Annotated in this window: 16 protein-coding genes; 7 read left to right on the top strand and 9 right to left on the bottom strand. The window is 65.6% G+C overall.

The genetic code is table 11. The features are described from left to right. Nucleotides 1–27: 27 nt before the first annotated feature. From M2390_RS09620 to M2390_RS09600, 5 genes are all read right to left on the bottom strand, one after another. Entirely contained in the window at nucleotides 28–642 is a 615-nt protein-coding gene (locus M2390_RS09620; RefSeq protein ID WP_259178290.1) for a Fic family protein, read from the bottom strand. Between the two features lie 53 nt (nucleotides 643–695). Continuing rightward, on the bottom strand, nucleotides 696–935 hold the full coding sequence (locus M2390_RS09615; RefSeq protein ID WP_259178289.1) for a hypothetical protein: 240 nt from the start codon (nucleotides 933–935) through the stop codon (nucleotides 696–698). A 114-nt stretch (nucleotides 936–1,049) separates the two neighbouring features. Beyond that, the gene (locus M2390_RS09610) at nucleotides 1,050–1,634 is read right to left on the bottom strand and encodes an SMI1/KNR4 family protein (RefSeq protein WP_259178287.1); all 585 of its coding nucleotides are present in this window, start codon (nucleotides 1,632–1,634) and stop codon (nucleotides 1,050–1,052) included. Beyond that, the gene (locus M2390_RS09605; RefSeq protein ID WP_259178286.1) at nucleotides 1,631–2,296 is read right to left on the bottom strand and encodes a response regulator transcription factor; all 666 of its coding nucleotides are present in this window, start codon (nucleotides 2,294–2,296) and stop codon (nucleotides 1,631–1,633) included. The genes M2390_RS09610 and M2390_RS09605 overlap by 4 nt, the downstream gene beginning before the upstream one ends. Beyond that, nucleotides 2,284–3,519: a histidine kinase gene (locus M2390_RS09600; protein WP_259178284.1), complete on the bottom strand. Its 1,236-nt coding sequence runs from the start codon at nucleotides 3,517–3,519 to the stop codon at nucleotides 2,284–2,286. Before M2390_RS09600 ends, M2390_RS09605 begins: the two co-directional genes overlap by 13 nt. A gap of 149 nt (nucleotides 3,520–3,668) precedes the next feature. Here M2390_RS09600 and M2390_RS09595 point away from each other — a divergent pair, with 149 nt between their 5' ends. Next, complete coding sequence (locus tag M2390_RS09595; RefSeq protein WP_259178282.1) at nucleotides 3,669–4,544, top strand: trypsin-like serine protease; 876 nt, start codon at nucleotides 3,669–3,671, stop codon at nucleotides 4,542–4,544. A gap of 72 nt (nucleotides 4,545–4,616) precedes the next feature. On the opposite strand, the gene M2390_RS09590 is transcribed toward M2390_RS09595, so the two are convergent. Next, the gene (locus tag M2390_RS09590; protein ID WP_259178280.1) at nucleotides 4,617–5,468 is read right to left on the bottom strand and encodes an RDD family protein; all 852 of its coding nucleotides are present in this window, start codon (nucleotides 5,466–5,468) and stop codon (nucleotides 4,617–4,619) included. Between the two features lie 17 nt (nucleotides 5,469–5,485). Between M2390_RS09590 and M2390_RS09585 the strand changes: the two genes are divergently transcribed. From M2390_RS09585 to M2390_RS09570, 4 genes are all read left to right on the top strand, one after another. Beyond that, nucleotides 5,486–6,481 carry a stage II sporulation protein M gene (locus M2390_RS09585; RefSeq protein ID WP_259178279.1) on the top strand — a complete coding sequence of 332 codons (996 nt, stop codon included), beginning with the start codon at nucleotides 5,486–5,488 and terminating at the stop codon, nucleotides 6,479–6,481. A 73-nt stretch (nucleotides 6,482–6,554) separates the two neighbouring features. Beyond that, nucleotides 6,555–7,019, top strand: coding sequence for a Fur family transcriptional regulator (locus tag M2390_RS09580; RefSeq protein WP_259178278.1), 465 nt, complete (start codon nucleotides 6,555–6,557; stop codon nucleotides 7,017–7,019). A 94-nt stretch (nucleotides 7,020–7,113) separates the two neighbouring features. Continuing rightward, nucleotides 7,114–8,565, top strand: a complete 1,452-nt coding sequence (locus tag M2390_RS09575; RefSeq protein WP_121689234.1) for a catalase — start codon at nucleotides 7,114–7,116, stop codon at nucleotides 8,563–8,565. A 168-nt stretch (nucleotides 8,566–8,733) separates the two neighbouring features. Next, complete coding sequence (locus M2390_RS09570) at nucleotides 8,734–9,093, top strand: VOC family protein (protein WP_259178275.1); 360 nt, start codon at nucleotides 8,734–8,736, stop codon at nucleotides 9,091–9,093. Between the two features lie 80 nt (nucleotides 9,094–9,173). Here M2390_RS09570 and M2390_RS09565 read toward each other — a convergent pair whose 3' ends face one another. Further along, nucleotides 9,174–9,629, bottom strand: a complete 456-nt coding sequence (locus tag M2390_RS09565) for a MarR family winged helix-turn-helix transcriptional regulator (protein ID WP_259178273.1) — start codon at nucleotides 9,627–9,629, stop codon at nucleotides 9,174–9,176. A 56-nt stretch (nucleotides 9,630–9,685) separates the two neighbouring features. Here M2390_RS09565 and M2390_RS09560 point away from each other — a divergent pair, with 56 nt between their 5' ends. Then, nucleotides 9,686–10,198, top strand: a complete 513-nt coding sequence (locus M2390_RS09560; RefSeq protein WP_259178270.1) for a DUF6790 family protein — start codon at nucleotides 9,686–9,688, stop codon at nucleotides 10,196–10,198. A 31-nt stretch (nucleotides 10,199–10,229) separates the two neighbouring features. Further along, nucleotides 10,230–10,880 (top strand): TMEM175 family protein, encoded by a 651-nt coding sequence (locus M2390_RS09555; protein WP_259178269.1) that lies wholly within the window; start codon nucleotides 10,230–10,232, stop codon nucleotides 10,878–10,880. Here M2390_RS09555 and M2390_RS09550 read toward each other — a convergent pair. Both M2390_RS09550 and M2390_RS09545 read right to left on the bottom strand, forming a co-directional pair. Continuing rightward, nucleotides 10,877–12,208 carry a DUF58 domain-containing protein gene (locus M2390_RS09550; RefSeq protein WP_259178268.1) on the bottom strand — a complete coding sequence of 444 codons (1,332 nt, stop codon included), beginning with the start codon at nucleotides 12,206–12,208 and terminating at the stop codon, nucleotides 10,877–10,879. The two genes, M2390_RS09555 and M2390_RS09550, sit on opposite strands and share 4 nt — an antisense overlap. After that, on the bottom strand, nucleotides 12,209–13,192 hold the full coding sequence (locus M2390_RS09545) for a MoxR family ATPase (protein ID WP_259178267.1): 984 nt from the start codon (nucleotides 13,190–13,192) through the stop codon (nucleotides 12,209–12,211). Between the last annotated feature and the right edge of the window lie 3 nt (nucleotides 13,193–13,195).

Raw genomic sequence — 13,195 nt, 5'->3', positions numbered from 1 at the left:
ATCCCAGCCACAAAGAGCGGGCCCGGTTCACGCAGGTGAGGAACCGGGTCTAGCCGGTTCCAGAGGGTTTCGCGGCCGTGCGAGCCGAGCAAATACGGGAACTAGCGCGTGTGATTCGGGCTCATGTGAACCAATATCGGGTACCGATAGGTGTGAAGCCTGGTTCCAGATCTCCGGGGTTATGCGGGAAATCCTCGGGTCGAATTCAAGTCGAAATCGGCTCAGCTCGGATACCTGTTGCATGAAGATATTTGATGTTCGTCCATTACCTTCGCGAAACGGATGCGCATAGTTGATGTAAGCAAAGATCCGCGCGCATTCGGTCGCAAACTCGGTCTTATGCATGGCCGCCCACGGCGACGTCGTGATCCTGCGGTGCGCCTGCGCAAGATAGCCCGATATCGATGCCGGCTCTGCAAAATCGAAAGCGCCCTTACTCATCCCCACCGAGCGGAACTGGCCGGCCCACGCATAGACGCTGCCAAAAAGGTGCTCGTGAATGCTGCGGAGATGCCGAGCATCATAGGTCCGAGCGATGTTCGTCGCTCCACGCTCAATATCGAACTGCTGAATCGCGGTTTCCGCATACTCTCGCTTCGCGAGCGCATGTGCGTCACGGAGGCCAAAGAGATTTTGGAGCACGAGGCCACCTGGCTCCCAGAAATATGCATCCCAGGAATCAAACGGCCCGGGCATTAGATGGCGGGGCTTCGGGCCTCGTGCGCACGTGCCGCCGCGTCTGCTCGACGAGCGTATTCGGCTTTGTCGATCGTGCCGCGTGCGTAATCTGTAAGGTTCTTTACGTCTTCGCGGTTGGGTTCCCAGCCTTCGTGCCAACCTGACGCGAGTGTGTTGATGATGTGCGTTGTGGTGACTGCATCGAGTGAGGCGAAGAGCTCCGGCCAGCGCGCCTGGATATCAAAATGGGTGGACATGGGATCCTTCCTCGAAGGGGTGCTCTGACCCTAACAACCTCCTAGACGAAGTACCAGAGCCCAGTACCGGATTTTCAGCCGACGCTCAAGTCTGTGGTTGGGGCGGATCGGGAGCTAACCCTTCAGGCGGAAGCTTGGAAGGGGCTGGAACGGCGGGGTGTCCGGGGCCGCCGGGTCGGTGGCGCGCTCGTGCAGGAGCGGCAGTGCCTCGTCGAGGCTGCTCCCCAAGCGGTGCAGGGATCCAAGCCCGCGGGATTCCCAGATCGGGAGTTCGCCCTGCGGCGTGCGGGCACCGAGCTCCCAGAGTAGGTAGTCGCCGTTTTCGCTCCACCCAAAAACCTCGAGTCGTTCGGACAGGTCCCAGGAGCCATCGGGCTCGATGACCCAGGTGTACTCCTCGGCGCGGCTGTCGGCGTACACAACCCGAAAGTGCTCGCTCAATCGTGAGGTGCGGCCGGGCCAACCATCGGCGTACCCCTCCCTGACCGGGGGATAGATGAACCACAGCCCACAGAGTCGTCCCCAGCCCACCTGGCGAATCAGTGCACGATAGGACGGCGGAAACGGCTCACCGTCGCCGAGTCGGATCCGATCGAGAGCGTCGGTATCGATGTGCTCACGCGTGGGGGAGTCGGGGGTGCCAATCCACTCGATCGCGGGCAGCCCCGCACCCGTACCAGCTCGCTGCGTGTCGTTCATACGGAAATGCTAGCGGGTGGGTTCTCGTCGCGCAGGTAGGCGAGCACCGCGAGCACCCGGCGATGACCGCTGTCGGTCGCGGCGAGGCCGAGCTTGGCAAAGATGTTGCCGATGTGTTTACTCACGGCGGTCTCGGTGACAAAGAGCCGCGCGGCAATGGTGAGGTTGTCGAGGCCCTCGGCCATCAGCCCCAGTACCTCCCGTTCACGCGGGGTGAGCGAGCGCACCGGATCGTCCATGTGGCGCCGGCTCATCAGCTGGGCGATCACCTCGGGATCCATGACGGTGCCTCCGGCAGCGACCCGGTTCAGGGCATCCACAAACGCGGCGACCCGACCCACCCGCTCCTTGAGCAGGTATCCGAGGCCCTCGGCACCGGCAGCTAGTAGTTCACCCGCATAGCGGTCCTCGACATAGGCCGAGAGCACCAGGACCGGAAACCCCGGACGCCGAGAACGCGCCTCGGCTGCCGCGCGGAGTCCCTCGTTGGTGAAGGTGGGAGGCATTCGCACATCAAGCACCGCCGCGTCCGCCTCGTCCAGCCGGTCAAGAAAGCCGTCGGCATTATCGACGGCGGCCACCACCTCGAAGCCCTCGCTCTCCAGCAGCAGCGCCAGCCCCTCCCGCAGGAGGGTGTTGTCTTCGGCGATTATGATGCGCATGGGATCTCCACTCTGATGATGGTGGGACCGCCCACCGGGCTGATGAGTTCCAGGGTGCCCTCGAAGGCCAGGGTTCGGCGGCGAATGCCGGCGATTCCGCCGCCCGGACGCTCGATTGCGCCGCCGCTGCCGTTGTCCTCGACCTCGAGCGTGAGCAGCTGTGCTTCGCGGCGAACCCGCACCGATGCGCGCGAGGCGGTGGCGTTTTTGTTGAGGTTGTTCAGTGCCTCGGCCACCACAAAGTAGGCGGCCGATTCGATGGCCGCGGGGACACGTCCGATGCCGGCGGCATCCAGCGTGCAAGGCACCACGCTGCGGCCCGCCAGGGAGGCCAGGGCACCGTCGAGTCCCTGCTCCTCCAGGATCGGCGGATAGATATCGTGCACCGTGTGCCGCAACCCGGCCAGGGCCTCGGAGGCTGCATCCTGTGCGCGGCGGACGTGGTCGCGCGCCGTGGGGTCCCCGTTTTCGATCGCGCGTTCGGCCATCCCCAGCATCATGACGATCCCCACGATGCGGTTTTGCGCACCGTCGTGTAGGTCGCGTTCGATCCGGCGTAACTCGGCCGCGTGGGCATCCAGTGCGGCGGCGCGGCTCAGCGTGAGCGCATCCACCCGCTCGGCCAACAGTGCGCGCCGCGGAAGCGCGAGCAGGGCGGCGGATGCCTGCGCAGACAGGTGTGCGGCGAGCGGAATGAGAACAACCAGCACCAGGAGGTATCCCAGTATCAGCAGCGGAATCGACAGGACGGCCGGCCAGAGGAGGACCGGGTCGGGGGCGCTCGCCGGTTCCATCCCCAGGCCCGCCAGCCAGCGATATACGGTGTTGACCGCGTGCAGGACACCAAACGGGAGGGTCAGGATGACCGTGACCAGGAAGAGCGTGGGGATCGCATCGAGAGCGAGCCACAGGACATCACGCCCGGTATCGCGAGAGAGGGCAAAGCGCAGGCGATCATCAATCAGCGCATCGCGTCTCAGTGTGCCCGTGGGGCCGGCGACCGGATCGCCACGATAGCGTCCGACCCGATCCCGGGCTCGGTTCGACCACCACCGCAACACCCGTGCCAGCTCGGGAGCCAGCAGGACACCCCGGCTGATGACCATCACCGGGAGCAGCGCGAGAATGACACAAAACAGCACAACGGATCCGAGCGAGCCCACCGTCGACAGCGCAAAGAATCGCAGATCTCGAAGCCACCGATGTGTGCGTCCCAGTTTCACATATCGAGTCTTCCACAGGAGGACCGGTACCACGGTATAGCTGGCTCCACCATCGAGTGGGGAGTGGGCCGGATGGGACAGGGACCGCCAAATTTCTACGGTTGAAACATGACATCACGTCAGCTCAATTCAACGAAAGGTTTACGCTCGTGTCTGGAATTTCCACGCTTCGCCGTGTGATGACCCGGTCGACCCTCGTCGCCGCGGCCTGTGCACTGACCCTCACCGCCGGTGCCGCCACCGCAAACGCGGCCACCATCACCCCCGCTGCGGCTCATTCTCAGGTTGCCGCCACCGGATTCAAGACCATCGTGGGAGGCGAGAAAGCCTCGGAGAAGTACCCGTTTATGGCGAGCATTCCGATTAAAGCCCCGGCCGCCGGCCTCAACAACGGTAACTGCGGCGCCGCACTGATCGACCCCGAATGGGTCGTGACCGCCGCGCACTGCCTCGACATGCAGATCGGATCCTTCGCCAAGGGCAAGGTAAGAATCGGCAGCGATAAGCGTTCCTCGGGCGGCACCGTCCGCACCATTACTCAGGTGTTCCTGAACCCCGGATACGCTCAGGGTCAGCCCAACCAGAACGACGTGGCGCTGGTACGCCTGGATCGTTCGGTCAAAAATAAGCCGATCGTGATTGCCGATCGGGCGGCCGATTACGGCAGCGCCACTCGAATTCTCGGGTTCGGGATCACCAAGCCCAATAAGGATCCGCAGAAGTGGAAGATGTCGGAGAAGCTGCGTCAGCTCGACACCGTGCGCGGAAGCCTCGAGGAGTGCGATCCCGGGTTTGCCGGTGACACCCGTCTCTGCACCGTGAGTCACACCGCCAATGCGATGGCCTGCAACGGTGACTCGGGCGGACCTCAGATTCAGAAGGGTAAGGACAACGCCTGGGAGCTGATCGGCGTCACCTCCGGCCCGGGTGCCAAGAGTCCCTCCTGTGAGAAGGGACCGGGTCTCTATACCAACGTGACCGCATTCCACGACTGGATCTCTCAGACCATCGAGGCCAATAAGTAGGCATGAGTCTCCCACGGGTCGGGAAGCGGATCGGGTTTCCGCTCTCGGCCCGCGGGTACGGAGTCTGTGGACCTACCGCTGGGGGAAATCGTGAGGTGTACCCATCAGCGCCGGTGCCAGTGCATCGAGGCGGCGGCCCCGCGCCTGCAGCGCACGGGCGTCACGGTCGCGACGGATCGCGGCCACCCCCACCAGGAGGGTTTCCGGATGCACGCGCGGGAGCGGCGAGGTGAAGGGGGCGACCTCGGCCGCCAGCTCGTTGGTCACGCGGAGGCGAGATTCGGGGGTGAACCGGTCCGCCTGGGCGAGGAACTGGCTGATTCGACGGGCGAGCGGCTCGGGGAGCTTGGCGACGTCGGCGATCTGTGCCCACCCGTATAGCTCGGGCGGCATGGGCCGGATAAAACGACGAATCTGCGGGACTCGCTCGTGCTGGGAGTATGTGCCCGCCAGGAGATCGCCTAGGCGGCGGCTGCGATTATTCAGCAGCCCCACGGTTGCGGCCAACCCGCCCAGCGTGAGGTACAGCTCCAGCACGCCCACAAGCGCCCGGGTGAGGGCGTGACGGAAGGAGATCGCTCCGCCATCGTTGCGCACAATTCGTGCACCCACGGTGAAGCGGCCGACGGAACGGCCGCGGGTGAGGGTTTCCACGGTGGCCGGCAGGATCACCAGCCCGGTGGCCACGACGGCCACGCTCAGCGCCTGCCCGATGGCCGCGTCCATGTCGATCATCGTGGAGAGCATCCCCAGCAGCATGAAGCAGCCGATGATGAAGATTACCGTAACCAGGCCGTCGATCAGGGCGCCGGCGGCGCGCAGCAGGAACGAGGTGTGGCGCACCTCGAGGACAACGGCCTCACCGGTGATGAGTTCGTTTTCCGTGCTGTCGCCGACGGCAATCGGCGAAAATGTCGCGGTCATGTCTACAATCTAAGCAGATGGATCTTGACGCGTATCGTGCCGCGCACGAAAAAGAATGGACCCGGCTTCAGGCGCTCTCCGCCAGAGGCTCGCTCAGTGGTGCCGAGGCGGACGAATTTATCGCCCGCTATCAGTCGGCCGCGAGTGATCTTTCGGTGCTCCAGGCCTCTGCCGGCAGCACCCCGGACGGGGATCGTCTCGGGGTGATCATCGCCCGTTCTCGGCTGCGCTTTACCGCCGCGAGCAAAAACGTGCTGCTTCAGCTGGGCGAGTTTTTTGTGCTGCAACTGCCGACCGCGCTCTATCGGATTCGCTGGCTGACCCTCGCCGTGGCGCTGGCCACGATCCTGATCGCGGTGGCATGGGCCATCTGGCTGCTGGGGGACCCGCAGCTGGTCTATAACCTGGGGACCCAGGCCGGCCTGGAAAAGTACGCCTCGGAGGACTTCTACCAGTACTACTCCGAGTATGCGTCCTCCTCGTTTGGGGCGATGGTCTGGACTAATAACGCGTGGATCGCCGCCCAGGCGGTGGCCTTCGGGGTCACCGGAATCTGGGTGCCGTTCATCATCGCGCAGAACGCTCAGGGGCTGGGGCAGTCCTTCGCAATCCTGCACACCTTCGGCCACGGCGGTGACTTTTTCCTCTACATTGCCCCGCACGGCATGCTGGAGCTGACGGCGATCTTTGTGGCCGCCGCCGCGGGACTGCGCATCTTCTGGGCCTGGGTGGCTCCGGGCAAGCGTCCGCGTCTGGTGGCGCTCGCCGAGGACGGTCGCTCGTTGATCACCGTGGCCATCGGCCTGGTGTTTGTGCTGGGTGTCTCGGGGGTTGTGGAGGGATTTGTGACCGGATCCGAGCTGCCCTGGCCGGTGAAAATCGGGATCGGTGCCGCGGTGTTCCTGGGGTTCCTCGCGTACATGCTGATTCTGGGACGAAAGGCGTATCGGTCGGGAGAAACCGGCGATCTGGGCGAGTTTGAATCCGGTGCCCAGCGCGTCTACGCGGGCTAGTTCAACCTCCGTTCGCCACACGGAAACCCCTCGTTATTTTTAGTCATTCAAAAAAGCGTGTAGGGTGGGTGTCATGACAGTCGCCACCACCGAGGAACTCTCCGACGCCATTCGCGGTGTTGGGCTGCGCCTCACCGCCCCGCGTCTCGCGGTGCTGCGTGCGGTGGGCGAGAAGTCGCATGTGGATGCCGGCACCGTGTTTGAGCGGGTCCTCGCGGACCTCCCGGACACCTCGGTGCAGGCCGTCTACGGCGTCCTGTCTGCGCTCACCGATGCCGGCCTGTTGCGTCGGATCGAACCGGCCGGTTCCCCGGCCCGGTATGAGCGTCGGGTGGATGATAACCACCATCACATCGTGTGCACCCGCTGCGGTGCGATCAACGATGTGGATTGCGTCGTGGGGCACGCTCCGTGCCTGCACCCGGGCAACGCCTCGGGATACACGGTGCAGACCGCCGAGGTCACGTTCTGGGGGCTGTGTCCGGCCTGTCAGGACGAGGTGGCCCGAGCGGAAAACACGGCCGAACCCGTCTCCTGAACCAGACGGTCCCGGCCCTATCCGGACACTGTGACACACCCCGGTGGCAGCTGCCATATCGGGGTACTTGCCAGCGAAAAAAGAGGAGATCACCATGACGGAATCACCGACCACCACCACCAACTCCGGCGCCCCGGTCAGCGCCGATTCGCACTCGCTTGCGATCGGCCGCGACGGCGCGATCCCGCTGCACGACCACTACCTCGTTGAGAAGCTCGCCCAGTTCAACCGCGAGCGTGTGCCGGAGCGTGTGGTGCACGCCAAGGGCGGCGGTGCCTTCGGTACCCTGACCGTGACCCACGATGTCTCGGCCTACACCAAGGCCGCGCTGTTCCAGCCCGGTGTGGTCACCGAGGCCCTGGCCCGGTTCTCCACCGTCGCCGGTGAGGCCGGAAGCCCGGACACCTGGCGCGACCCGCGCGGTTTCGCGCTGAAGTTCTACACCACCGAGGGTAACTACGACCTGGTGGGTAACAACACCCCGGTGTTCTTCATCCGCGACGGCATCAAGTTCCCCGACTTCATCCACTCGCAGAAGCGTCTGCCGGGCAGCCACCTGCGCGACAACGACATGCAGTGGGACTTCTGGTCGCTCTCCCCGGAGAGTGCACACCAGGTGACCTGGCTGATGGGTGACCGCGGTATCCCCGCCAACTGGCGTCACATGGACGGCTTCGGCTCGCACACCTACCAGTGGATCAACGCCGAGGGTGAGCGCTTCTGGGTCAAGTACCACTTCCGCACCAACCAGGGCAATGCCTCGCTGACCGCCGAAGAGGCCGAGCGTCTGGCCGGAACCGACGCCGACTACATGATCCGCGACCTCCACGACGCGATCGAGCGCGAGGAGTTCCCGAGCTGGACCGTCTCGGTTCAGGTCATGGGCTACGAGGATGCCAAGACCTACCGCTTCAACCCGTTTGACCTCACCAAGGTGTGGCCCAAGGCCGATTACCCGCTGATCGAGGTGGGTCAGTTTGAGCTGAACCGCAACCCGGAGAACTACTTCGCGCAGATCGAGCAGGCCACCTTCGCCCCCTCGAACTTCGTGCCGGGTATCGCCGCCAGCCCCGACCGCATGCTGCTGGCCCGCATCTTCTCCTACGCGGATGCACACCGCTACCGCGTGGGCACGAACCACGCCCAGCTGCCGGTGAACGCCCCCAAGAACGAGGTTCACTCGTACTCGCAGGACGGTGCCGCACGCTACTCCTTCAACTCCGCCTCGACCCCGGTGTATGCGCCGAACTCGGTGGGTGGCCCCGCCGGAGATTCCGCCTACGCCGCCGACGAGCGCGGCTGGGAGAACGACGGCGAGTTCGCTCGGACCGCCGCCAGCCTGCACGCCGAGGACGACGACTTCGGTCAGGCCGGAACCCTTGTCCGCGAGGTCATGGATGACGCGCAGCGCGCACGTCTGCTGGCCACCATCACCGGTCACGTGGGTGCCGTCCAGAACACCGAGATCCGTGCCCGGGCGATCGCCTACTGGACCAACGTGGACGCAACCCTGGGTGCGGCGCTCGCCGCAAACCTGGCCGCCTAGGCTCGGTTCCCCGCTCCGCCGCACGGCGTCGCCCTCACCGGCGGCGTCGTGCGGTTTTTGGTTCCCCTGGGGACATCCGCGGCGCTGCTGGGTGCTGGCGAGGTTCTGGCGAACGGTCGGGGGATCCGGCTACGCTGGGGGTACTCTTCACCGGCGAAAGGACCCCCGATGCGACTCGGCATGATCACCCTGGACACCCTCGACCCGGCGCCCGTGGCGGCCTGGTGGGCGAAGCTTCTGGGCGGTTCGCTCAACGATGTGGGTGGGACGGGGGAGTTCCTGGTGCTTTCGGGCGCTATTCCCGGCATCAACCTCGGGTTCGCGAAGGTTCCGGACCCGACACCGGGGAAAAACCTCATCCACCTCGATTTCGATCTAGAGGCCGGTGAGGAGCGTGAAGCCCTGCTGGATTCGGTGCGTGCGGCGGGTGCCGAGCATCAGGCCCACCACGAGTTTCCGGGTATTCAGTGGGATGTGTTCACCGACCCCTTTGGGACCGTCTTCTGCATCGGCGACGCGCACGACTAGACGATCGTAGTTGCCGGCGCGGCCCGGCTCGGCCCGGTGTTGTTGAGCCCGGCTCGGCTCAGCCCGGCGAGCGACCGAGTTTAGTGCTGCGTTGGGCCGGGGCCTGGGCCGCGATCCACGGTGTCCAGAAGCTCGGCCAGGCGCTGCGAGTCGGCGAGGTAGCGATCATAGGGGAAGCCCTCGCGGATCAGCCACTCGCGAAGCTGACTCGCGCTCGCGGTGCCCGAGGCGTGGAACGCGTCGAGTCCCGCCGGTGTGGCCGAGGCGAGGCGTCGCTTGGCGTGGCTGGGGTCGATGATGATGTCCACGAACCCCTCGTCGCGCAGCGTGCGCAGGGCGCGGGAGGTCGCCGCCTCGGAGAGGCCGACGGAGTCGGAGAGCTGACGCTGAGTCATTCCCGGAGACTCCTCCAGGGTGCCGATAATCCGAACCTGGGTATAGGTCAACAGGGCGTCGCCGGCGGCCATGCGCCTGCGCGCAAGATCGCCAAAGGTGGCGACGACACGGTGCAGCAGGTCGGCAATTCCATCATCCATGTGATCAGTATAGCGCAGTCTTGCGCATGCAATATTGCGTGTGCAAGACTGTCGATATGTCTACCTCACAGTTCATTTTTGAAACGTCCGTTCCCGCCCTCTGGCTGCTGATCGCCGTGATCGGGGCGAGCATTCACTCGGCACGATCCACGAAACTTCCGCGCCTGGAAATCTGGCAGCGCTGGTGGGCGGTGGCCGCGCTGGGGTGCGGAAGCGCCTGGATGACCCTGTCATTCCTGGTGATCCCCGACGTGATGACCACCGCCATCGGGTTCCCGCAGACCCCGTTTGTCACCGAGATCGCGTTTGCCAACCTGGGTCTGGCTATCGGCGGGTTCCGTGCCGTGCGCGCCGGGGCCCGGGAGCGCATCACGATCGGCCTGATTGCCGGGATGTTCCTCTGGGGTGCCACCCTCGGTCACGTCTATCAGTCGCTGGCCCACGGCAACTGGGAGCCCGGGAACACCGGCGGCGTGCTGGCCTATGACGTGCTGATTCCGGCCGTGATGATCATCCTGGCCGTCCGCAGTCGCCGCCTGGAATCCGCGGCACCGGCCACCGTTTCCTAAACAGTCACGCGCATCCGAGGGGGATGAATCCATGAGCCGAATTCTGCGCACCCAGCGCGGCCTGGACCGGCTGGTCAACTTTTCCGACGCCACCGTGGCGATCGCAATCACACTGCTGCTACTTCCGCTGGTGGACGCCGCATCCGATGCTCGGGCCGACCGGGTGGGGGAGTTCCTGTCCGAGCATCAGGGCACCCTGATCGCGTTTTTTGTGAGCTTCGCGGTCATCGCCCGAATGTGGACCATGCATCACCGCCTATTTGAGGTTGTGCACGCCTATTCGTCGCGACTCATGCGGGTCAACCTGGTCTGGCTGGCCAGCATCGCCTTTCTCCCATTTGCCTCGAATATGCTCGCGGCGGCCGGGCAGAACCCGGCTGCCCGGGCCCTCTATATCGGCACCATCGCGGTGGCGAGCCTAACCTTCGCGCTGATGGAGGGGGTCGTCATCCGCGACCCGAGTCTTCGTTCGGACACGGACCGGGACCTGCTGACCCCCACCAACAGCTGGCTGACCTTTGCCGCCGTGTTGCTTGCGCTGATTCTGACCCTGATCGTCCCGATCGGAGGGGTCTGGTGGTTGCTGCTCCTGGTCCCTGCCGGATGGGTCTCCGATTTCCTGGAGCGGCGAGGAAAGCCCCACCGCGGGACGGGCAAGCAGGGGGAGCGGGACCGTAGCTAGAGCTTGCCCGCCCGTTTGAGTGCCAGGTAGTGGTCGGCGAGCAGTGGGGGCAGGGCCTCCGGAGAACCGGCAATCGGATCGGCACCCACACGGCGCAACGCCTGGGCGACCCGGTCGGCATCCAACAGTGCGCGCTCGGCACCGGCGGCCTCGTACACATCCTCGCGGCTGTCCACAAAATGGCGTGCGGCCAGCGCTTCGGGATCGCGTACCGACGCGACCACCACCAGGTGACGCGCGGTGAGCTCGGGCAGACTGGCGATCAGATCGGCCGCGGATCCCGGGCTCTCGGCCGCGGTCAGGATGACCACCAGCGAGCGCTGGGAGGTGATCTGACGCACCTCCGCGGGGATGGCCGACCAGTCGGTTTCGATCAGTTCGGGCTCGATATCGGCCATGGTGTTCACCATGTTTTCCAGCAGCGCGGCACCGGTAGAGCCGGTCACCCGCCCGCGGATACGACGGTCAAAGCACAGCAGATCCACGCGGTCCCCGGCACGGGTGGCCAGCGCGGCCAGCAGCAGCGAGGCCTCAAACGCGGTATCCAGGCGCGGCTCATCGGCGATCCGGGCGGCCCCGGCACGGCCGGTATCGGCCACGATGATAACCCGGCGGTCGCGTTCGGGACGCCAGGTGCGTACCACCAGGTGCTCGCCCGCGTCCGGCTGGCCGCCCATCCGGCGGGCGCTTGCCCGCCAGTCGATGGAGCGCACATCATCGCCGCGGACATAGTCGCGTAGGGAGTCAAACTCGGTGCCCTGACCGCGCACCATCAGCGAGGTGGCTCCATCCAGCTCGCGCAGCCGGGCCAACCGCGAGGGCAGGTGACGGCGCGATCTGAACGGCGGAAGCACACGCAGGGTGCCCTGTGCCGACAGGGTGGTCTGCCGGGCGGCGAGCCTGAGCGGGCCGAACGAACGGATGGTTACCGATTCGCTGCGCCGCTCGCCCCGCCGGGTGGGAACCAGGACCGTGCGCACCAGGCGTCGCTCGCCACCGGGAATCCGGACCCGCGCGCGCGATGTTTGGGCTCCGGCGGACGGCGTCCACGCATCCCGAACGATGCCCACCAGCGTGCGCGCACCGGTGTTGGTGAGGTACAGCAGGGCATCGGTGGGCTCGCCCAGGCGTGCGCGCGCGGCACCACCGCGGGCAAGACGCAGTGCGCGGGGCGAGGCTGCGAGGGACAGATCCAGGATCAGCAACACCGCGGCTAGCACCATCCAGCCCGCCAGAATCAAGAGCGGGTTGCCACCGAGCCCGGTTCCGACCACGATCGGGATGACCCCGGCGCCCACAACCAGCACAAACCAACCGGTGATCGCCATTTAGATGGGAACCTGAACCTGCTGCATGATCGAGCGCAGAATGGTGTCCGCGGACACACCCTCCAGCTCGGCCTCGGGACGCAGCTGCAACCGGTGACGCCAAACCGGCAGGACCATCGCCTGCACGTGATCGGGAGTTACTGCCGGATAGCCACTCAGCCAAGCCCACGCCTTGGCACTGGCCAGCAGCGCGGTGGCACCACGCGGGCTCACACCCATGCGCACCGACGGGCTCTGCCGGGTGGCGCGGGCCAGATCCACCAGGTAGGCCAGCACGTCGCCGGAGACGGTGGTCTGTGCGGCGGCACCCTGGGCGGCCTTGAGCTCTTCGGCGCTGAGCACCGGCTGTACGCCGGCTCCGCCTAGGTCGCGCGGGTTGAATCCCAGCGCGTGACGGCGCAGCACCTCGATCTCGGTGTCGCGCTCGGGCAGGTCCAGCACCAGCTTCAGCAGGAAGCGGTCAAGCTGGGCCTCGGGCAGGGTATAGGTGCCCTCATACTCGATCGGGTTCATGGTGGCGGCCACCAGGAACGGGCTCGGCAGTGGCAGCGAGACGCCGTCCACCGACACCTGGCGCTCCTCCATGGCCTCCAGCAGGGCCGACTGGGTCTTCGGGGGCGTGCGGTTAATCTCATCCGCGAGCAGGAGGTTGGTGAAAACCGGACCACGACGGAACTCGAAGTCCCCGGCCTTGGCGTCGTACACCAGCGAACCGGTGACGTCTCCCGGCATCAGGTCGGGGGTGAACTGCACCCGCTTGGTGTCCAGCGACAGCGCGGTGCTGAGTGTACGCACCAGCAGGGTCTTGGCCACACCCGGCACACCCTCCAGGAGCACATGTCCCTGGGCGAGGAGGGCGATGATCAGACCGCTGACGGCGGCATCCTGCCCCACAACGGACTTGCCCACCTCGGCCCGAACCCGGGCCAGGGCGCCGCGCAGGTTGTTGTCGCGGGCGTGGATTTCTTCGGCGCTGAGTGTCATCGT

This window comes from Mycetocola sp. BIGb0189, assembly GCF_024810155.1.
In the GTDB taxonomy this organism is placed as follows: domain Bacteria; phylum Actinomycetota; class Actinomycetes; order Actinomycetales; family Microbacteriaceae; genus Mycetocola; species Mycetocola lacteus.
The sequence above is the reverse complement of the archived record's forward strand: the minus strand, read 5'-3'. Positions and strand labels throughout refer to the sequence as shown.

What these genes read in the sequence shown, in the direction of transcription:
- M2390_RS09575 (WP_121689234.1), top strand. Translation starts at nt 7,114, where the DNA reads ATGACGGAATCACCGACCACCACCACCAACTCCGGCGCCCCGGTCAGC.
- M2390_RS09585 (WP_259178279.1), top strand. Translation starts at nt 5,486, where the DNA reads ATGGATCTTGACGCGTATCGTGCCGCGCACGAAAAAGAATGGACCCGG.
- M2390_RS09605 (WP_259178286.1), bottom strand. Translation starts at nt 2,296, where the DNA reads ATGCGCATCATAATCGCCGAAGACAACACCCTCCTGCGGGAGGGGCTG.
- M2390_RS09570 (WP_259178275.1), top strand. Translation starts at nt 8,734, where the DNA reads ATGCGACTCGGCATGATCACCCTGGACACCCTCGACCCGGCGCCCGTG.
- M2390_RS09615 (WP_259178289.1), bottom strand. Translation starts at nt 935, where the DNA reads ATGTCCACCCATTTTGATATCCAGGCGCGCTGGCCGGAGCTCTTCGCC.
- M2390_RS09590 (WP_259178280.1), bottom strand. Translation starts at nt 5,468, where the DNA reads ATGACCGCGACATTTTCGCCGATTGCCGTCGGCGACAGCACGGAAAAC.
- M2390_RS09550 (WP_259178268.1), bottom strand. Translation starts at nt 12,208, where the DNA reads ATGGCGATCACCGGTTGGTTTGTGCTGGTTGTGGGCGCCGGGGTCATC.
- M2390_RS09560 (WP_259178270.1), top strand. Translation starts at nt 9,686, where the DNA reads ATGTCTACCTCACAGTTCATTTTTGAAACGTCCGTTCCCGCCCTCTGG.
- M2390_RS09580 (WP_259178278.1), top strand. Translation starts at nt 6,555, where the DNA reads ATGACAGTCGCCACCACCGAGGAACTCTCCGACGCCATTCGCGGTGTT.
- M2390_RS09565 (WP_259178273.1), bottom strand. Translation starts at nt 9,629, where the DNA reads ATGGATGATGGAATTGCCGACCTGCTGCACCGTGTCGTCGCCACCTTT.
- M2390_RS09545 (WP_259178267.1), bottom strand. Translation starts at nt 13,192, where the DNA reads ATGACACTCAGCGCCGAAGAAATCCACGCCCGCGACAACAACCTGCGC.
- M2390_RS09555 (WP_259178269.1), top strand. Translation starts at nt 10,230, where the DNA reads ATGAGCCGAATTCTGCGCACCCAGCGCGGCCTGGACCGGCTGGTCAAC.
- M2390_RS09610 (WP_259178287.1), bottom strand. Translation starts at nt 1,634, where the DNA reads ATGAACGACACGCAGCGAGCTGGTACGGGTGCGGGGCTGCCCGCGATC.